Consider the following 18,776-nt stretch of genomic DNA (forward strand, 5'->3'; position numbering starts at 1 on the left):
GTGTCGGGTTATTGCCCGGCATCGCACATGACAGATCAGGAAAAAAATATGCAACAGTTACAGAGCGTTATTGAATCCGCCTTCGAACGTCGCGCTGACATCACACCTGCCAGCGTTGACAGCGAAACCCGTGATGCCATTAACCAGGTGATCTCTCTGCTGGACAGCGGTGAGCTGCGCGTTTCTGAGAAGATCGACGGCGAGTGGGTAACGCATCAGTGGCTGAAGAAAGCAGTGCTGCTCTCTTTCCGCATCAATGACAACCAGGTGATGGAAGGTTCGGAAACCCGCTTCTACGACAAAGTGCCGATGAAGTTTGCCGGCTGGGACGAAGCGCGTTTCAAAGCAGCAGGCTTCCGCGTCGTGCCGCCTGCGGCTGTACGTCAGGGTGCCTATATCGCCCGCAATACAGTGCTGATGCCTTCTTACGTCAACATCGGCGCATTCGTGGATGAAGGCACCATGGTAGACACCTGGGCGACCGTCGGCTCCTGCGCGCAGATTGGTAAAAACGTTCACCTCTCTGGCGGCGTGGGTATCGGTGGCGTGCTGGAACCGCTGCAGGCCAACCCGACCATTATCGAAGACAACTGCTTCATTGGCGCACGCTCTGAAATCGTTGAAGGCGTGATTGTTGAAGAAGGCTCAGTGATCTCAATGGGCGTTTACATCGGTCAGAGCACCAAAATTTATGACCGCGAAACAGGCGAAGTACATTATGGTCGTGTGCCTGCCGGCTCCGTCGTGGTCTCAGGTAACCTGCCGTCCAAAGATGGCAGCTACAGCCTCTATTGTGCCGTGATCGTGAAGAAAGTGGATGCGAAAACGCTGGGCAAAACCGGTATTAACGAACTGCTGCGCACCATCGACTGATTTAACTGACGGGCTGGAAACCAGCCCGTCATCTTTTCTTTACAGTCATTATCAAATAACATGCTTCGCGCCGCGAATTAACTGGTGCGTTTAGTTTTTATCCAGGTCATAATCCGCGCCAGTTAAATCCTGTCGCGCAATGTTCATCCCGCTTATTTATGTCTACAGTTGACGGACGTCATGAACAAGTCTGCGCGCTTCTCACTTTTGATGGAAACAACGCTATGTATGACAATCTGAAAAGCTTAGGTATCAGTAACCCGGACGACATTGACCGCTACAGCCTGCGTCAGGAAGCCAATAACGACATTCTGAAGATCTACTTCCGCAAAGATAAAGGCGAGTTTTTCGCGAAGAGCGTTAAATTCAAATATCCGCGCCAGCGCAAAACCGTCGTTGCCGATCACGCGACGCAGGGCTACAAAGAAGTTCAGGAAATCAGCCCGAATCTGCGTTATGTCATCGATGAACTGGACCAGATTTGCCAGCGCGATCAGGTTGAAGTGGATCTGAAACGCAAAATTCTGGATGACCTGCGTCACCTGGAAAGCGTGGTCGCCCACAAGATCTCAGAAATTGAATCGGACCTGGAAAAATTAACCCGTAACAGCCGTTAATGTCCTGTCCGACAAGAGAGGCCAGCTTTGCTGGCCTTTTTTATGCCGCAAATCTGCCGCCTACCCCTGCTCATCCAGTTGCAAAGCCACATAAAGCAACAGCCTGTCGTCAAAATGACCCAGATTCAGTCCCGTCAGTTCAGAAATCCGGTTCAGGCGGTACTCCAGCGTATTGCGATGAATGAACAGCGCACGTGCGGTAGCGCTCGGCTGGACGTTATGGGTGAACCACGCGATCAGCGTGCGGCGCAGCAAACCGTTGTTATCCATGCTCTTGAGCTTCGCCAGCGGCCGGGCGAGCTCATTGGCCTGCCAGCCGCCGCGCAGACTGTCGAGCAGCACCGGCAGCACCAGATCCTGATAAAAATAGCTGCGCACTTCAGGCATACGCTGCTTGCCCACCATCATAGTGGTGCGCGCCGTCCGGTAAGAACGTGCAATGCTGCCCGGCCCGGTAAAGAAGTTACCCAGCGCGATACGCATCCGAAGATGACCACTCTCTTTCATCCGCTGCAGCAACTGCTCAACGCGGCGGCGATGATCATCCTGATCGTAACGTCCATGCCCGTTCAGGGCCGGTTTCAGCACCACCATTTCGGTCAGTGAGACAATGGCGATCAAATTATCGCGCTCCGGTGTGGTCAGCAGCGTTTGCAGCTGCTGTAACTCTGACATCGCGCTGTCGACGCCAAGCTGACCGCTATCCACCTCCAGAACGGCCACCACACGCGGTTGGTTGAGATCGATGCCGAGCCGCTGAGCCCATTCGGTCAGCTGTGGCGACAGGGTATCGCTGCGGATGAGATTCAGCACCAGCTCTTCACGCAGACGGCTGTCCTGTGCCAGCATATGCAGAAGCCGCGCCTGCTCCAGCATCATCTCTGCGGTCATGCAGACCAGCTCGCCGTAGTGCCGCAATGCCAGCGGCTCGCCGGTCAGGCCAATCACCCCGACGATGTCACCATCAATGCGCAGCGGCAGGTTAATGCCGGGCCGTACGCCATGAAGATGTTTAGCCACCGCTTCATCAATGTCGACTACGCGACCCTGCGAAAGCACCAGCAGCGCACCTTCGTGCAACTCCCCAATGCGTTCCCGGTCACCGCTGCCGATAATGCGGCCCCGCGCATCCATCACATTGACATTGCTGTCAATAATTTTCATGGTGCGCGCCACGATATCCTGTGCCAGCCGGGCATCAAGGTGATAGGTAGCCATCCATTACTCCTGAAAAAGAGGGGGAGAAACAGAATACGCATGGAAAGCAGGCAGAACATTGTGCATTTGCACAGAGCCAGGCGGTCATTTGCCGAATTTGCGGTGAGCATCACACTCTGCCAGGGCAAATGCCGGACATAAAAAAGGCGGACCGCAGTCCGCCTCTTCATCAGTGGTCGTTCCGTTACTGCATCAGCAGGTAGATGCTGCTATCGCCGCGCTTCACATTCAGCGCCAGAACGGCTGGCTTGGTATCAAGGACTTTGCGCAACTCGCCAAGGTTGGTTACCGGCTGCTGGTTAACGCCCTGAATCACGTCACCCTTCTTCAGGCCGATACGCGCTGCGGCACTGCCCGCTTTCACATTATCAACGCGAACGCCTTTATCGCCGGTTTCAACATTGCTAAGGTCAGCGCCTTCAATGCCGTTGTAGATGGTAGCGGACTGCACTTTCGCCTGGCTGCTCTGCTGCAACTGAACAGAAACATCGACCGGTTTGCCGTCACGCAGCAGGCCCAGTTTCAGGGTGGTGCCAACTGGCAGTGAACCTACTTCTGCACGCAGTGAAGCAAAGCTGCTCAGCGGTTTGCCGTTCATGGAGACAATCACGTCACCCGCTTTGATGCCCGCTTTTGCGGCAGCAGAGTCTGGCAGTACCTGGCTGACAAAGGCACCACGCTGTGCGTCGACTTTCATCGCTTTTGCCAGTTCGGAGTTCAGTTCCGTGCCCTGCACGCCCAGCTCGCCGCGTTTAACCTGTCCAAACTCAACCATCTGCGCCGTCAGGTTTTTCACCATGTTGCTCGGAATAGCAAAGCCGATACCGATATTGCCGCCATCCGGCGCCAGAATAGCGGTGTTAATCCCAATCAGTTCACCGTTGAGGTTAACCAGCGCACCACCAGAGTTGCCCCGGTTAATCGCCGCATCCGTCTGGATAAAGTTTTCGTAATTTTCGACATTCAGGCCGCTGCGTCCCAGTGCCGAGACGATACCGGAGGTTACGGTTTCACCCAGTCCATACGGGTTACCGATTGCCACGGTGTAATCACCGACGCGCAGATTATCAGAGTCAGCGATTTTCACGGCGGTCAGATTTTTAGCTTCCTTCAACTGAATCAGTGCAATGTCAGAGCTGGGATCTTTACCGATGACTTTTGCGTCATAGCGACGACCGTCGCTGAGCTGCACCTGAATTTTGGTGGCATTATTCACCACGTGGTTGTTGGTCACCACGTAGCCTTTTTCGGCGTTGATAATCACGCCCGATCCCAGTGCACGGAATTTTTCCTGCTGAGTATCAGGGGCGGGTGCGCCACCGTTACCACCTTCACCGCCACCGTTCTGGCACATGGGTGAACCCTGGAACGGGGAACCGTCCTGACAGAATGGCGAATTGTCGCCAAAGAATTGCTGAAACTGCTGCGGCATGCGTGGGGTTTTTACTGTGGTGGTGCCCTCAACGCTGATACTGACCACAGACGGCATCACCTTCTCCAGCATCGGAGCCAGGCTTGGCAGTTGCTGGCTTTCGGAAGAGGCCGTTTGCGCAGCAGAAACAGTAACAGGGGCGAGCGCCATGCTCAGGCTCAACGCCAGCGCACTTAACACTAAAGTCTTTTTTTTCATTTTTCGTTTCTCAATAAGATTACTGTTCAGACCATTGCTGTGGTCGAAAGGTGAGATAAATGTTTTAGCGCGAAGTTCCTTTAAAAGTTTAAGCCAAAGGTAAAAATTTATTCGCGCTCTTTACAATCGGCGGCTTATTCGACTGCCATCAGCCGCCGGTACTCATCCCAGGCATAGAGATCGGTCATGCCGCTAATATAATCCTGAATAAGCCGGAAGCGATAATAACGTTCCCACAACAACCGCTGATATTTATGCTCCACAACCAGATTACGCATCTTGTGCAAATAGGCTTTGCGGTGTTTCCCGGAGAGCTTATGAAAAAGCCGCGTTTCAATCGGGTGCTGGCGTAAAAAATCCTCATTCATCAGCGTAGTAAAGGCTTCATAATTAAGGCGCATCAGCGGCTGATAGATCTCCAGCAGCCCTTTAATCACGCGGTAACCCTGCAGCTCCAGCTGTTCAACTTCGGAGTGATTAAACACCTGCTGGCGCGCAACGGTCTTAAAGAGTTGCAGTAAACGGCCCTCTTCACCCTCATCTTCCAGCAGCGCATGGTTAAAACTTCCCTCGAATATTGCAGGAAGATTATCAACAAAACGTTTCACCGCGTAACTGACCAGTACGCTCTGAACATTTACGCGTAATGACATAAAAAATTGATCGCTGCGGCTGCGGCGTTTTTTACTACAGGCTTCACGCCAGGCTTCGCCAATAGTCCGGCTAAAGGCGTCATTATTTTTCACCGGCCCCCAGGCTTTATTGAGAAATTCAAACAAACTCTCAACATTAAAGATATCTTTTTCTACAGCGTCGTCCAAATCGGCAATACAATAGGAGATATCATCCGCCGCTTCCATTATATAGGTGAGCGGAAAGCGGTGGTGTTCTTCCATATTGGTGGCAGCACGCAGGTCGGCAATATAATCCTGCTCGGAGAGATAAAAACCGGGTTTCTTCATTAACACGCTAAATTCGGCGGGCTTTTCACCCTGCCACCAGGCAGGAGCAGTATATTTGAGGATACAGGCGACCTGAGAGTAGCTGAGATTGAGCTGCAGCAGGGTGTGCACCATACGGATAGCCTGCGCGTTGCCCTCAAAATGGCAGAGATCCTGGCGTATCATGGCATTCAGCTCATCAAAGGCTTTACGCTGCGCATCCCCTTCAACGCCTGCCACCAGCGGATCGACCAGTTCGGCAGCCAGGTTCTCTTCAAACCAGTCGTTAATGGCTGCCTCACCAAAATGACCAAATGGCGGATTACCCACGTCATGCAGCAGACACGCCATTTCGATCAGGCTTTCAAATGCGCCTTCAAGCTCATCCAGACCATACTGCGCCAGCCCGCCCTGCATCTTCAGGGTTTGCAGGATCTCTTTGGTGATGTAGCGTCCGGTCTGCTGCACCTCCAGCGAGTGCGTCAGTCGGGAACGGACGGCGGCATTGCGCTCCAGCGGAAAAACCTGTGTTTTCTGCTGCAGTCGCCGGATGGCAGCGGAGTTGATAATCCGTCCACGGTCGCTCTCAAAATGGCGGGTAATGTAATATTCGCCTTCCGGATCTTTTCGACTGGTATAAGGGCGCGAGAAGCTGATCTTCTTCCTGAAATTGATCGCCGACATGAATTACCCCTGACTTTTTCGTGAATTAATCCCCTGGATGCCATGGTAGACTATGCCCTAAATTTTGATTCTTTACATTAGCGGAACTCACTATGAAAGCAGGCATTATTGGCGCGATGGAGCAGGAAGTCACACTGCTGCGCGACAAAATTGAAAACCGTCAAACGCTGTCGCTGGCGGGTTGTGAAATCTATACCGGCACCCTGCAGGGCGTTGAGGTGGCACTGCTGAAATCGGGCATTGGTAAAACCTCTGCGGCGCTGGGCACCACGCTGCTGCTGCAACTCTGCAAACCCGATGTGGTGATCAACACCGGTTCGGCGGGCGGTTTAGCGCCGTCGCTCAGCGTCGGCGATATCGTGGTATCAGACGAAGTGCGTTATCACGATGCTGATGTCACCGCTTTTGGTTATGAGCCGGGTCAGATGGCGGGTTGTCCGGCCGCATTTGTGGCAGACAGCAAGCTTATCGCAGCGGCAGAAGCCTGCATTAAGCAGCTGGATCTGAATGCCGTACGCGGTCTGGTGGTAAGCGGCGATGCCTTTATCAATGGTGCCGAACCGCTGGCGCGCATTCGCAACCTGTTCCCGCAGGCGATTGCCGTTGAGATGGAAGCGACTGCCATCGGTCACGTCTGTCATCAGTTCCAGGTACCGTTTGTGGTGGTCCGTGCGATTTCCGATGTGGCCGATAAGGAATCTCACCTCAGCTTTGATGAGTTCTTAAGCGTAGCGGCGAAGCAATCTTCGCTGTTGGTGGAGAACCTGCTGGCGCATCTGGCGCGTGGCTAAAACGCTGCTTTTCTGCTGGCTGCTGCTGTTAAGCGGCAGCCTGCTTGCCTCCCCGCCCCGAGTTATCACCCTCGCTCCCCACCTTACCGAACTCGCCTTTGCTGCCGGGATTACGCCGATTGCGGTCAGTGCATGGTCTGACTATCCGCCGCAGGCAAAACAGATTGAGCAGGTTGCCAACTGGCAGGGCATCAAAGCCGAACGCATTCTGCAGCTCAAACCAGACCTGGTCTTAGCCTGGCGCGGCGGTAATCCGCAGCGGCAGATCGATCAGTTGCAGCAGCTCGGCGTACCGGTTAAATGGATTGATCCGCAGACCCTGGATGAGATGTTCACGGCGTTGGCCGATCTGGGCCGCTGGAGTCCCAGCCCGGAGCAGGCTAGCAGAGCAGCCCAGGCGTTACGGCAGCAGGAAGCCGCACTGCGTCAGCACTATACTCACCTGACTGCGGTTCCGCTTTTTTTGCAGTTTGGACAGCAGCCGCTCTTTACCGCCGCCAGAGCCACGCTGCAGAATGAGATTATTACCTTATGTGGTGGCAGGAATATTTTTGCCGACAGTCGCGTTAGCTGGCCACAGGTCAGCCGCGAGCAGGTACTGATGCGCCATCCTCAGGCCGTAGTGACAGCGGGCAGTGCACAGCAGGCGGAGAACATCCGTGCCTTCTGGCGGCCACAGCTCACTGTGCCGGTGATTGCCATCAACGAGGACTGGCTGAGCCGGCCAGGCCCACGACTGCTGCTGGCGGCGCAGCAACTCTGTGAGGCCCTGCATCCCGCTGAATAAATCGGCGAAATGATTAAAGTTGCTGCACTTTTTACCGTTAATCAATACCAGAGACGAGCCGGCCACGTATGCTTGCCGTCCTTTTAGCGCCACGGCGCTTTTTTAAAACACCAGGAACCATCTATGACCAGAGCACTGCTGCTGGCCATAGGGCTATCGCTCGCCGGATCTGCCTTTGCGGGATCGATTAATGGCTCTATAGGCGCCAGGCTTGTCATCTATTCACGCTGTGAAATCAACACGGCTAACGGTCAGCCCGCGCCGCAGGTGAACTGCGGCAGACAGGCAAGCGCGCAGCCACGCGTAACCCATAGTCAGATTCAGTCGCAGGGAAGTGTGAAACAGAGTAACCGGCTGGTCACAATAGAGTGGTAAACGAGGCCGTCGCGATGACGGCCTTCGTCATCAGATACTGAAGGAAGAGCCACAGCCACAGGTGGTTTTGGCATTCGGATTGGTCACGATAAAGCGCGAGCCTTCCAGACCTTCGGTGTAATCCACCGAACCGCCCACCAGATATTGCAGGCTCATCGGGTCAACCACCAGCGAGACGCCCTGCTTTTCGATCGTCATGTCGCCATCATTCAGCTGATCATCAAAGGTGAAGCCGTACTGGAAACCACTGCAACCGCCACCGGTGATATAGACGCGAAGTTTCAGCGCCGGGTTCTCTTCGTCGGCAATCAGGTTCTTCACCTTGGTGGCTGCGGCGTCGGTAAACTGCAACGGCAGTGCTACTACTTCATCACTCATGTTTTACTCCGGTAAACGCCCAGGTCAGAAAACGACCTTAATTACGCTATTATCAGCCAGCACCTCAGCGCAATCAAGCTCTGCCCTTCGCACTCTGTGCCGCTTTCACCTCCGTTAAGGGCGCGGCGGGTGAATCCGCCTTTCGTCTGCTGCCCCTCTTCCGTAGAATGGTGCAATATTTTTTATGAACCGCTGGAGCCGAAAATGAGTAAGTCCGAACAACTGTTTGCCGAGGCACAACGCCTGATCCCGGGCGGGGTAAACTCGCCAGTACGCGCATTTACCGGTGTGGGCGGCGTTCCGCTGTTTATTGAACATGCTGATGGCGCGTATCTCTATGACGCCGATGGCAAAGCCTATATCGACTATGTCGGCTCATGGGGCCCGATGGTGCTGGGTCATAACAATGCGGCGATCCGCAATGCCGTGATCGAAGCGGCCCAGCGCGGCCTGAGCTTTGGCGCACCGACCGAAATGGAAGTGACCATGGCGCAGCTGGTGTGTGAGCTGGTGCCTTCCATGGAGATGGTGCGTATGGTCAACTCCGGCACCGAAGCGACCATGAGCGCGATTCGTCTGGCGCGTGGCTTTACCGGCCGCGATAAAATTATCAAGTTTGAAGGCTGCTATCACGGTCACGCCGATCACCTGCTGGTGAAAGCCGGTTCCGGTGCCCTGACGCTGGGTCAGCCAAACTCACCGGGCGTACCGGCTGATTTCGCTAAACACACCCTGACCTGCACCTTTAACGATCTCGACTCAGTGCGCAGCGCCTTCGAGCAATATCCTGATGCCATCGCGGCCATCATCGTCGAGCCGGTTGCTGGCAACATGAACTGCATTCCGCCGCAGCCGGAATTCCTGCCAGGCCTGCGCGCGCTCTGTGATGAGTTCGGCGCACTGCTGATTATTGATGAAGTGATGACCGGTTTCCGCGTGGCGCTGGGCGGCGCGCAGGCTCACTACAATGTGCGTCCTGACCTGACCTGTCTCGGAAAGATTATCGGTGGCGGGATGCCGGTTGGCGCATTCGGTGGACGTCGCGACGTGATGGCCGCGCTGGCCCCGACCGGCCCGGTCTATCAGGCGGGGACGCTCTCCGGTAACCCGATCGCAATGGCCGCCGGTTTTGCCTGCCTGACGCAGATCGCGCAGCCTGGTACGCACGAAAAGCTGAATGCCCTGACCTGCCAGCTGGCTGAGGGTCTGCGCGAGGCAGCACAACAGCAAAATATCCCGCTGGTGATCAACCATGTTGGCGGGATGTTCGGCCTGTTCTTCACCGAGGCTGACAGCGTGACCTGTTATGCCGATGTGACCCGCTGCGATGTAGAGCGCTTTAAAACTTTCTTCCATCTGATGCTGGAGGAAGGCGTTTACTTTGCGCCATCAGCTTATGAAGCGGGCTTTATGTCGCTGGCGCACAGCGAAGAGGATATTCAGCGCACGGTTGACGCTGCGCGTCGTTGTTTCGCAAAGCTGTAATTTCGGCAGCGTTAAAGACAAAGACCGGCAGCAGCCGGTCTTTTGTTATTAATGAGGTTTGCCCCGCTCTGTTGTGGGAGGGTGCATGCACAGGAAACAGGGTCAGATCGGAAAGGCGCGAAAGCCGTCATCCATGACTCGCTCGGCCCGCGCCGTCCATGGCGCGGGACGCTTTCCTCCTCTGCCCCAATTCCCTGCGCATTGAGCTTATTCGTAGTTGTCAGATTCACCCTACTTTGGATCTGGCCGCGGTCTGAAACCAGCCTGCTTTTTCCTCTTAACCTGAACGCCGTAGCAACCAGATAAAGTAAGGCGCACCTAAAAATGTCGCCATCAGTCCGGCAGGGATTTGATCCGGAAACGCCAGCATCCGCCCGCACCAGTCAGCCAGCATCATCAATCCGCCCCCCAGCAATCCCGACAGCACCAGCTGCGGCAAAGCCCGCCGGAATCCCAGCATGCGCGCCATATGCGGTGCCATCAATCCGACAAAACTCAGCGGACCGATAGTCAGCGTCGCGCTGGCGGTCAGTGCTGCCGCCAGCAGCAGCAGACTCAGCCGTGCAGGCGTCAATGCCATACCCGCCGAGCGCGCGGTCGCACTTCCCAGCGGCAGCAGCGTCAGCCAGCGACTGGCCAGCGGGGCCAGCGAGACCAGCACCAGCGCACAAATTGCGCTCTGAACTGCCTGACTGCCGCTGATGTTATAGGTTGAGCCGGAGATCCAGCTCAGCAGCCCGCCCATACGCGGATCGCCGCTGGCCAGCAGCAGCATCAGCAGGGTGACAAAGGCGCTGTTAAGCGCCATACCCGCCAGCAGCATCCGCTCCGGCGAGAAGCCGCCACGGCTGGCTACCGCCATAATCACCAGCAGCGTCAGCGCGGCACCCACCGCACCGGCGGGCAGCAGCCAGGCCATCGCATCGCCCGGTACAAAGAACATCATGACCACTACGCCGCAGGCGGCCCCGGAACTGATGCCCAGTACTTCCGGGCTGGCCATGGGATTGCCGGTCAGCCGCTGAATCAGACTCCCCGCCACCCCCAGCATCAGACCGGTTACCAGCGCCGCCAGCACGCGCGGCGCGCGCCACGGCAGCAGTGATTGCAGCATCTCGCCTGCGGACCAGATCCAGCCCTGCGCATCACGTCCAAACGCCAGACCACCCCACGCTAACAGGGCCAGAACAGCGAGACCGATCAGCGCCCAGCGCAGCAGGTTCTGTCGCTCGGCGGGCACATGGTCACCCTGATTCAGCGCGGGCGGCACTGAACCGGTGCGCAGCCGCGGCAGCAGCCACAGCAGAATCGGTACGCCAAGCAGGGCCGTGGCCGTGCCGGTCGGGATATCGCGCCAGTGCGTGCTGAGCCATAATACGCAGCTGTCTGCCAGCCACAGCAGCAGCGCGCCAGTCAGCGGTGCCAGCAGCATCCGGGTGAGGAGCCGTCGTCCACCCAGCAGCTTCGCCAGCAGCGGTGCAAACAGCCCGATAAAGCCGATGATACCGGCGACATTGACCAGCTGTGCGCTGAGCAGAATCGCCAGTCCAAGGCCGCCAATCCGCGCCACAGAGAGCGCCAGACCCAGGTTTTTAGCGACACCATCATCCAGCCCCATCAGCGTCAGCGGACGCAGCAGCGCCAGTGCCAGCACAAACGCCAGCAGCAGGCGCGGCCAGAGCTGCTGCACGTTTTCCCAGCTCATCTGATTCAGCGCGCCGGTGCTCCACAGAAACATGTTCTGCAGCTGATCGTGATTGAAGATAGCGAAGATTTGATTCACCGCGCCGCTGTACAGGCTCAGTACCAGCCCGGCCAGAATCAGCGTCACTGGCGACAGACGTTTGCCCCAGGCCACACCAAACACCAGCGCGCCTACCAGCAGCGCACCGCTAAGCGCAGCAAACTGCTGTGTCAGCGCCCCGCCCGGCAGATGCCACAGCGTCGCGACGGTAATGCCCAGCTGCGCGCCGGAAGAGACGCCCAGGGTGGTCGGCTCCGCCAGCGGGTTGCGCAAGATCTGCTGAAACAGCAGACCGGCAAGACCCAGCCCGGCACCCACCAGCAGCGCCAGCGCCGTACGTGGCAGCAGGCTGTAGTGAAACACCATCTGCGGCAGGCTATCGATTGTCGGTGACCAGAGTGCCTGCCACCATTCAGCCTGTGGCAGCGCGTGATGCAGATTAACCAGCGTCAGGCTGAGTGAAAGCAGAAACAGCAGGCTGAGAAGGCCTGCGGGAAACAGAGCATGGCGCATCAGTGCGTCTCCAGCGCGCGTTCCAGCACGCGAACAAAGTGCAGCGCCGAGAGCGTTGCACCGTAATACCAGACCGCCGGGACGCGCTGAAAGCGTCCGGTGCGGACAAACGGCATGGCCTGCCACAACGGACTGCGCATCAGCTGCTGCATCTCCACGTCGTTGTCGTGATCGAAACAGATGACATCCACCTCTCCGGCCTGTGCCAGCTGTTCGATGCCGATCACTGCGCTGCCCCAGAAATTGGTTTCGCCCTGCCAGCCATTTTTCAGGCCCAGCAGAGTCATCACTTCCAGGAACAGGCTATTTTTACCGAAGGTAATGGCGTGACGACTGTCGAGCAGCGACATCAGCAGAAGCGTGCGTCCGGCATAGGGTGCCAGCCGCTCACGCGCCGCCGCCAGCTGATCATCGACCTCACGCAGATGCTGCTCCGCCCGCTCGCTTAATCCCAGGCGCGCCGCCAGCTGACGCAGTGATGCCCGCGCGGCGGTGAAGGGTTTTCCGTCGCCGCTGTGAAGGTCGAAGCCCATGATGGGTGCGATGCGCGTCAGTTTCTCTTTGGGCGGGCCATAGCCATTGGAGCAGAGGATCAGCGACGGCTGCATTTGCGCCATCAGCTCAAGATTGGGTTCGGTGCGCAGACCGACGTCGATCACGTCTGCAGGCAGCTTCGGCTCCCCTACCCAGATGTTGTAGTTGTGCAGATCGGCCACGCCCCAGGGCGTAACGCCCAGCGCGATCAGCAGTTCGGTGGGTAACCACTCCAGTGCAATAATCCGACCCGGATTCGGCGTGGCAGCACGCAGAGGAAGCGCACAAAACAGCGGCGAGGCCGCCAGTGCCAGCAACAGTCGGCGGCGATCAAGATCGGGCATCATCCTTTCCTTAACAGACAAAACTAACCGGCGCGCCGCCCTGCGGGTGCGGTAAAATGCCCATCGGAATGCCATAAATTGCACCCAGTACCTCAGGCTGCATAATCGCCTCCGCGTCACCTTCGGCAATCATTGCGCCCTGACGCAGCGCCACCAGATGATCGCAGTAGCGTGCCGCCATATTGATATCGTGCAGCACCGCAATGACGGTCAGGCCGCGCTGCTGGCTCAGATCTTTGATCAGCGCCAGCACCTCAACCTGATGGGCAATATCCAGCGCCGACGTCGGTTCATCCAGCAGCAGACAGCGGCTGTTCTGCGCCACCATCATCGCCAGCCAGGCGCGCTGACGTTCACCGCCTGACAGACTGTCCACCAGCCGGCCGGCAAAGGGCTTAAGCCCGACCTGCGTAATGGCATCCTCTACCCTGTCGCGATCCTCCTGACCAAAGCGCCCCAGCGCCCCATGCCAGGGATAGCGGCCAATCGCCACCAGCTCACGCACCGTCATCCCTTCGGCTGCCGGTAACTGCTGCGGCAGATAGGCCACCTCGCGGGCAAAGGCTTTACTGTTCCAGCGCCCGACCGGCTGCTGATTCAGCAAAACCTCTCCGCTGCTGGCCGCATGATGACGGCCCAGCATTTTCAGCAGCGTCGATTTGCCCGAACCGTTGTGACCAATCAGCGCGGTCATTTTACCCGGTGGAAAAGTCAGCGACAGGGGCTGGAGGAGAGTGCGGCCGGGCACCTCGAAACTGGCATTCTCCAGTTTGAAGGTAGCCTCTTCTGCGTGCGGATGCGGCATGATTATCCCTGTGAACGGGCGCCGGAGCGCCCGGTTAAATCAGAATCTGAAGGTCGCGGTGCCGACAATCTGGCGTTCCGCACCCCAGTAGCAGGCGTATTCACGATAGCAACTGGCGACATACTCGCGGTTGAACAGATTGTTAACGTTGACGCCCACTGTCGAGCCAGGCAGGCCGAAGCGACCCAGATCATACTTCAGCGCCGCATCCACCGTGGTGTAACCGGCTACCTTAAAGTTCTGGTTCGAGAGTCCAGCAGCGCTATTATCTGTGGTATTAGCATAAAGCCCCTGACTTTCACCCACGTAACGAACCCCAGCGCCGATCGTCACCCCTGACAAAGCAGTTTCGTGGAAGGTGTAGTCGCTCCAGAGTGAAGCCATATGCTTCGGCACCTGCACCGGCGTTTTGCCTTTCAGCTGAGTGTCTTCAGTATATTCCGCATCGGTGTAGGTGTAGGAGGCCGTCAGATTGACGTTAGCGTTCAGCGCCGCTTTGGCTTCCAGCTCGACGCCGCGTGACCGGATTTCACCGCTCTGCACGCTAAAAAGAGCTCTGTCTGGATCGGGATTGGCAGTCAGGTTTTTGGTTTTTGTCAGCTGATAAAGCGCTGCGGTAAGCACCACCGGACGATCTTTCGGTACATACTTCACGCCCGCTTCATACTGCTTAGCGCGTGACGGATCAAATGCCTGCCCCTCATAGGTTGAACCCGCATTAGGAATAAAGGCTTCGCTGTAGCTGAAATAAGGCGCGATGCCGTTATCAAACACATAGTTCAGACCACCACGCCAGGTAAAGGCCTGATCGTTCTGGCGATCAACACTGTCTGCCACCCGATCGTAAACGGAGTTCATGGCGTAGTCGTAGCGGCCACCCAGCGTCAGCACCCAGCGGTTCCATTCCATCTGATCCTGCGCATAGAGGCCGGTCTGACGCTGCTTGTTGAGATGCTGATAAGGGCCATATGGCGTCACGCTATCATCGCCATATTGCGGGTTAACCGCATTCAGGCTGGAGGCCGAGCCAAACTGTGCGTCGATATCATTACGCGTACGCTGAAAGTCCACGCCTAACAGCAGCGTATGATCGACCTGGCCGGTGGCAAACTTCGCCTGTGCCTGAGTATCCACGGCAAACTGGTTCAGCGTCTCGCTGGAGACCGCTGAACCACGGGTAATCTCCTGAGTTGCTGTATTGAAACCATTGCCATAGATACTGCGGTAATCGGTGCGCAGGTCGGCGTAACGCAGATTCTGACGCAGCGTCCAGGTGTCGTTGAGGCTGTGCTCGGCGTTATAGCCCACCATTTTGGTGGTGCGCGAAATCTTATTGCTCTGCTCGCCTTCGTCGAAGTCGGTCGGCAGTTTGTACTGGCTGCCATCGGCACGGGTGATCGGCACCACGGTGCCCTGACGCGGCAGCCAGCCGTAATAGCCGGTTTCTGGCTCGTTCTGGAAATAGGTCAGCAGATCAATGCGGGTGCGATCGTCGGGACGCCAGCTGAATGACGGGGCAATGGTGTAGCGCTTCTCTTTGTTCATCGACTGCTGCGCATCCTGACTGCGCGCCTGACCGGTCAGGCGATAGCTGTAGACGCCGTTATCATCCAGCGCACCGCCAAAGTCAAAGCCGGTCGAGAAGAGATTGTCATTGCCCATCTGGAACTGCACTTCGCGCAGGGTTTCCTGGGTGGGACGCTTGCTCACCAGTGAGACAACACCGCCCGGATTGCTTTTACCATAGAGTACGGACACCGGACCGCGAAGCAGTTCAGCGCGCTCCAGGAAGTAGGGATCGATGGCAAACTCAGAGTAGTTATCTCCCTGCAGTTTCAGGCCATCCAGATACTGGTTGGTATTGGTTTCGCTGAAGCCGCGAATCGAAAGCGCATCAATCACATCTGAGCTGCCACGGTTACCGGTCAGCACGCCAGGCGTATAGTTAAATGCCCCTTTCACGCTGGTCACGTTGCGCATTTCCATCTCTTCGCGGGTAACCACGGAGACAGACTGCGGGTTTTTTTCAATCGGGGTATCGGTTTTGGTGCCGGTGGCGCTGTGTTTTGCTGCCACCGTCGGTGCCGGCCCCCATGCGCTTTCCGCCTCGACGCCGCTGCCGCCATCCGCCGAGACCACCATGGTCTCTGGCTGCGCGGCGTAAAGCGAGGAGCTCAGGCTCAGTGAGATCATGACGCCCAGAAGCGGCCGGGAAAATGTTTTTTTGGTGTTGTCTGCAAAAGTCGTTCGCGCATTCATAAAAAGGTGTCTCTTAAAATAGGCTCAGGCGAGCGAATCGAAACGATAATGATTATTATAACGGATTAGATAATATGCGAACTGCCGCAGACACTGCAAGCAGAAATCCCAGTAGTGACGCCGTTTGCAGGGCCATTTACCCGTATTGATCACAAACAAAAAAAGGGCGCCGAAGCGCCCTTTTTAACCTGTCTGACTGATTTATTTGCCAAACATGTCTTTTATCCACCCTGCTACGCCGTCACTGTCTTTCTGCTCCTGCGGTTGCTGGGCTGGTTGCTGTTGCGGCTGTTGCTGCTGTTGCTGGTCAAACAACTGTTGCTGCTGCTGGACCTGCTGCTGCTGTTGCTGACACAGTGCATTCGGATCCAGCGCCCACACCGGCAGAGAACGCCAGGTGCTGCTGCCCGTGCCACAGACAAAGTTACCGGCCGAATCGACATTCATCATCGACACATCTTCCGGCGGCGTCAGCTGCAACGGCATCGGTGCCTGATTGTCGAGATAGCGACGATAGAGCTGCATCGCACCGCTGGCACCATAGAGTTTGGTCGGCTGGTTGTTATCACGGCCCACCCAGGTGATCGCCACTTCTTTACCATCAATACCGGCAAACCAGCTGTCGATCAGATCGTTAGTGGTACCGGTTTTCCCGGCCAGATGGGCATTCGGGAAACGCGCGCCCAGCGCACGGGCGGTACCGTGGTCAGCGACCTGCTGCATGGTATAGAGCGTCAGATAAGCCGCCTGCGCCGGTTCCACACGCTGCGCCTGCGGATAGCTCTGATAGAGCACGCTGCCATCTTCTGCAATCACTGAACGCACCGCAGACAGTGACGCGCGGTTACCGCCGCTGGCGATCGACTGGAACGCCTGCGCCACTTCAACCGGCGTCAGGTTCAGGGCGCCCAGCAGCATCGCCGGCACCGGATGCAGCTGCTCTTTCGGCACACCCAGCTTGTTCCAGGTATCGACTACCGCATCCAGCCCCAGCGTCATACCGAGGTTAACTGTCGGCACGTTCATGGAGTTGGTCAGCGCATCCACCAGCATCACTTTGCCGCTGAAACGACGATCGTCGTTCATCGGTTTCCAGATGGTGCCATTTGGCTGCTTCAGCGCAATCGGCTCATCGGCGATCCAGCTGTTCAGGCGGTAGCTTTTTGGCTGGCTCAGCGCGGTGAGGTAGGTCGCCGGTTTTGCCAGTGAACCGATAGAGCGACGCGCCTGCAGCGCACGGTTGTAACCGGCGTACTGCGGATCGGCCCCGCCGACCATGGCACGGACTTCGCCACTAAAGCGGTCAACCACCACCATCGCGGTTTCCAGATCCTTCAGGCCACGCTGTTTTTTCAGCGTCGGAATGCCATCAACCACCGCTTTTTCAGCTGCATCCTGCGACACCGGGTCCAGCGTGGTGAAGATTTTCACGCCGGAGAGATCTTTAATCTTGTCGCCCAGTTTCGCCTGAAGCTCGTTACGCACCATCTGCATAAAGGCAGGCTGCGGCGTGATCACACCGCCTTTTGGCTGCACGCCCAGCGGACGGGCAGACAGCATGTCATACAGCTCCTGGTCGATCACTTTCTGCTGCTGCAACAGGCGCAGCACCAGGTTGCGGCGTTCCAGCGCCAGTTTCGGGTTGCGCCACGGGTTATAGAGCGACGCCCCTTTCACCATGCCAACCAGCATCGCCTGCTGATCCAGACTCAGTTCATCTACCGGACGGCCAAAGTAGTAGAGGCTCGCTAGCGGGAAACCGCGGATCTGATCGCTGCCCGCCTGACCGAGATAGACCTCGTTCAGGTAGAGCTCCAGGATGCGATCTTTGCTGTAGCGCGCATCCATGATCACCGCCATATAGGCTTCACGCGCTTTACGCCACAGCGAACGCTCATTGGTCAGGAACAGGTTCTTCACCAGCTGCTGCGTCAGCGTACTGCCGCCCTGCACCGCTTTTCCGGCCGTGATGTTCGCCAGGAAGGCGCGACCAATGGAGTACGGGCTGATGCCGTCATGCTCATAGAAATGGCGATCTTCAGTGGCGATCAGCGTATCGACCAGCAGATCCGGGAAACCGGTGCGCGGCACGAAGAGTCGCTGTTCACCATTCGGCGACTGCAGCATGGTGATCAGGCGCGGATCGAGGCGGAAAAAGCCAAAATCACGGCCGGTTTCGAGGTTTTTAATCTCGCTCAGCTCATCTTTCGTGAAGCTCATACGCGCGTGGATCTGCCCCTCTTTACTGTCGGGGAAATCAAACGGGCGACGCAGCAGATCAATGGTGTTGCCCTTCACCGAAAACTCGCCGGGGCGGGTGATACGGGAGACTTCGCGATACTGAGTCCCTTCCAGCAGCGCCACCATTTCACTTTTGTTGTAGGCCATGCCCGGTTCCAGGCTGACCATGCGGCCATAGACGGTGGCGGGCAGTTGCCACACCTTACCGTCAATACGACTGCGAATTTCCGAGTCGAGGTAGATGCCCCACGCGGCCATAACCACCACAAACACCAGGAACAGTTTTATTATCCATCCCAGCCAACGGCGTTTGCCGCGCGGCGGTTTTCCACCTTTACCTTTACGTGGCACCGGCGCTTCCTCCTCGTCATCATTAAAATCGTCCTGATCGATATCCTGTTCGATATCCCTGCGTCGTCCCCGGCCCGCACTGCTGCGCGGCGGCAACGGTTTACCTTTGCGCCCTATTGGTTCGCGATCGTTCCCAGACATTACTTTTCTTCTCCAGGCAGTGCTTACGGCAGCGCCGCTACTCTAACTGCTTTCTCGCGTGCCGC

15 protein-coding genes are annotated in these 18,776 nt (G+C 57.0%); 6 read left to right on the top strand and 9 right to left on the bottom strand.

What is annotated here, in order from left to right; genetic code table 11:
• Window positions 1–48: 48 nt before the first annotated feature.
• Window positions 49–873 (top strand): 2,3,4,5-tetrahydropyridine-2,6-dicarboxylate N-succinyltransferase, encoded by an 825-nt coding sequence (gene dapD, locus EGO56_RS15470; protein ID WP_013356835.1) that lies wholly within the window; start codon window positions 49–51, stop codon window positions 871–873.
• Window positions 874–1,097: 224 nt separating this feature from the next.
• A complete protein-coding gene (locus EGO56_RS15475) occupies window positions 1,098–1,490 on the top strand; it encodes a DUF3461 family protein (protein WP_033731626.1) in 393 nt (130 codons plus the stop codon).
• A 60-nt stretch (window positions 1,491–1,550) separates the two neighbouring features.
• On the opposite strand, the gene EGO56_RS15480 is transcribed toward EGO56_RS15475, so the two are convergent.
• The 3 genes from EGO56_RS15480 to dgt form a co-directional block, all read right to left on the bottom strand.
• Window positions 1,551–2,708 (bottom strand): CdaR family transcriptional regulator, encoded by a 1,158-nt coding sequence (locus EGO56_RS15480; protein WP_013356833.1) that lies wholly within the window; start codon window positions 2,706–2,708, stop codon window positions 1,551–1,553.
• Between the two features lie 184 nt (window positions 2,709–2,892).
• Window positions 2,893–4,338: a serine endoprotease DegP gene (degP, locus tag EGO56_RS15485; RefSeq protein ID WP_135910025.1), complete on the bottom strand. Its 1,446-nt coding sequence runs from the start codon at window positions 4,336–4,338 to the stop codon at window positions 2,893–2,895.
• A gap of 134 nt (window positions 4,339–4,472) precedes the next feature.
• Window positions 4,473–5,963 (bottom strand): dGTPase, encoded by a 1,491-nt coding sequence (dgt, locus tag EGO56_RS15490; RefSeq protein ID WP_013356831.1) that lies wholly within the window; start codon window positions 5,961–5,963, stop codon window positions 4,473–4,475.
• A 92-nt stretch (window positions 5,964–6,055) separates the two neighbouring features.
• Between dgt and mtnN the strand changes: the two genes are divergently transcribed.
• The 3 genes from mtnN (at window position 6,056) to EGO56_RS15505 (ending at window position 7,916) form a co-directional block, all read left to right on the top strand.
• Window positions 6,056–6,754 (top strand): 5'-methylthioadenosine/S-adenosylhomocysteine nucleosidase, encoded by a 699-nt coding sequence (gene mtnN / locus EGO56_RS15495; RefSeq protein ID WP_013356830.1) that lies wholly within the window; start codon window positions 6,056–6,058, stop codon window positions 6,752–6,754.
• Entirely contained in the window at window positions 6,747–7,541 is a 795-nt protein-coding gene (btuF, locus tag EGO56_RS15500) for a vitamin B12 ABC transporter substrate-binding protein BtuF (RefSeq protein WP_135910027.1), read from the top strand. Before mtnN ends, btuF begins: the two co-directional genes overlap by 8 nt.
• A 123-nt stretch (window positions 7,542–7,664) precedes the next feature.
• Window positions 7,665–7,916 (top strand): hypothetical protein, encoded by a 252-nt coding sequence (locus EGO56_RS15505; RefSeq protein WP_033781925.1) that lies wholly within the window; start codon window positions 7,665–7,667, stop codon window positions 7,914–7,916.
• A 30-nt stretch (window positions 7,917–7,946) separates the two neighbouring features.
• On the opposite strand, the gene erpA is transcribed toward EGO56_RS15505, so the two are convergent.
• Window positions 7,947–8,294 (bottom strand): iron-sulfur cluster insertion protein ErpA, encoded by a 348-nt coding sequence (gene erpA, locus EGO56_RS15510; RefSeq protein ID WP_008925625.1) that lies wholly within the window; start codon window positions 8,292–8,294, stop codon window positions 7,947–7,949.
• A gap of 204 nt (window positions 8,295–8,498) precedes the next feature.
• On the opposite strand from erpA, the gene hemL reads away from it, so the two are divergent.
• Window positions 8,499–9,779: a glutamate-1-semialdehyde 2,1-aminomutase gene (hemL, locus tag EGO56_RS15515; RefSeq protein ID WP_135910029.1), complete on the top strand. Its 1,281-nt coding sequence runs from the start codon at window positions 8,499–8,501 to the stop codon at window positions 9,777–9,779.
• Between the two features lie 277 nt (window positions 9,780–10,056).
• Here the strand turns inward: hemL and fhuB are convergent, their stop codons facing one another.
• From fhuB to mrcB, 5 genes are all read right to left on the bottom strand, one after another.
• Entirely contained in the window at window positions 10,057–12,036 is a 1,980-nt protein-coding gene (gene fhuB / locus EGO56_RS15520) for a Fe(3+)-hydroxamate ABC transporter permease FhuB (RefSeq protein WP_135910030.1), read from the bottom strand.
• Window positions 12,036–12,914 carry a Fe(3+)-hydroxamate ABC transporter substrate-binding protein FhuD gene (gene fhuD, locus EGO56_RS15525; protein WP_135910591.1) on the bottom strand — a complete coding sequence of 293 codons (879 nt, stop codon included), beginning with the start codon at window positions 12,912–12,914 and terminating at the stop codon, window positions 12,036–12,038. Before fhuD ends, fhuB begins: the two co-directional genes overlap by 1 nt.
• A 10-nt stretch (window positions 12,915–12,924) precedes the next feature.
• Window positions 12,925–13,719, bottom strand: a complete 795-nt coding sequence (gene fhuC / locus EGO56_RS15530) for a Fe3+-hydroxamate ABC transporter ATP-binding protein FhuC (protein ID WP_135910032.1) — start codon at window positions 13,717–13,719, stop codon at window positions 12,925–12,927.
• Window positions 13,720–13,758: 39 nt separating this feature from the next.
• Window positions 13,759–15,978, bottom strand: coding sequence for a ferrichrome porin FhuA (gene fhuA, locus EGO56_RS15535; protein ID WP_135910034.1), 2,220 nt, complete (start codon window positions 15,976–15,978; stop codon window positions 13,759–13,761).
• A gap of 201 nt (window positions 15,979–16,179) precedes the next feature.
• Window positions 16,180–18,711, bottom strand: a complete 2,532-nt coding sequence (gene mrcB / locus EGO56_RS15540) for a bifunctional glycosyl transferase/transpeptidase (RefSeq protein WP_135910036.1) — start codon at window positions 18,709–18,711, stop codon at window positions 16,180–16,182.
• Between the last annotated feature and the right edge of the window lie 65 nt (window positions 18,712–18,776).

Origin of the sequence: Pantoea vagans (genome assembly GCF_004792415.1) — a bacterium.
Classification (GTDB): domain Bacteria; phylum Pseudomonadota; class Gammaproteobacteria; order Enterobacterales; family Enterobacteriaceae; genus Pantoea; species Pantoea vagans.

Excerpts from the sequence above, each read along its gene's own strand:
- fhuA (WP_135910034.1), bottom strand. The coding sequence starts at position 15,978 with ATGAATGCGCGAACGACTTTTGCAGACAACACCAAAAAAACATTTTCC.
- EGO56_RS15505 (WP_033781925.1), top strand. The coding sequence starts at position 7,665 with ATGACCAGAGCACTGCTGCTGGCCATAGGGCTATCGCTCGCCGGATCT.
- degP (WP_135910025.1), bottom strand. The coding sequence starts at position 4,338 with ATGAAAAAAAAGACTTTAGTGTTAAGTGCGCTGGCGTTGAGCCTGAGC.
- EGO56_RS15480 (WP_013356833.1), bottom strand. The coding sequence starts at position 2,708 with ATGGCTACCTATCACCTTGATGCCCGGCTGGCACAGGATATCGTGGCG.
- fhuB (WP_135910030.1), bottom strand. The coding sequence starts at position 12,036 with ATGCGCCATGCTCTGTTTCCCGCAGGCCTTCTCAGCCTGCTGTTTCTG.
- fhuD (WP_135910591.1), bottom strand. The coding sequence starts at position 12,914 with ATGCCCGATCTTGATCGCCGCCGACTGTTGCTGGCACTGGCGGCCTCG.
- mrcB (WP_135910036.1), bottom strand. The coding sequence starts at position 18,711 with ATGTCTGGGAACGATCGCGAACCAATAGGGCGCAAAGGTAAACCGTTG.
- fhuC (WP_135910032.1), bottom strand. The coding sequence starts at position 13,719 with ATGCCGCATCCGCACGCAGAAGAGGCTACCTTCAAACTGGAGAATGCC.
- erpA (WP_008925625.1), bottom strand. The coding sequence starts at position 8,294 with ATGAGTGATGAAGTAGTAGCACTGCCGTTGCAGTTTACCGACGCCGCA.
- hemL (WP_135910029.1), top strand. The coding sequence starts at position 8,499 with ATGAGTAAGTCCGAACAACTGTTTGCCGAGGCACAACGCCTGATCCCG.
- dapD (WP_013356835.1), top strand. The coding sequence starts at position 49 with ATGCAACAGTTACAGAGCGTTATTGAATCCGCCTTCGAACGTCGCGCT.
- EGO56_RS15475 (WP_033731626.1), top strand. The coding sequence starts at position 1,098 with ATGTATGACAATCTGAAAAGCTTAGGTATCAGTAACCCGGACGACATT.
- mtnN (WP_013356830.1), top strand. The coding sequence starts at position 6,056 with ATGAAAGCAGGCATTATTGGCGCGATGGAGCAGGAAGTCACACTGCTG.
- dgt (WP_013356831.1), bottom strand. The coding sequence starts at position 5,963 with ATGTCGGCGATCAATTTCAGGAAGAAGATCAGCTTCTCGCGCCCTTAT.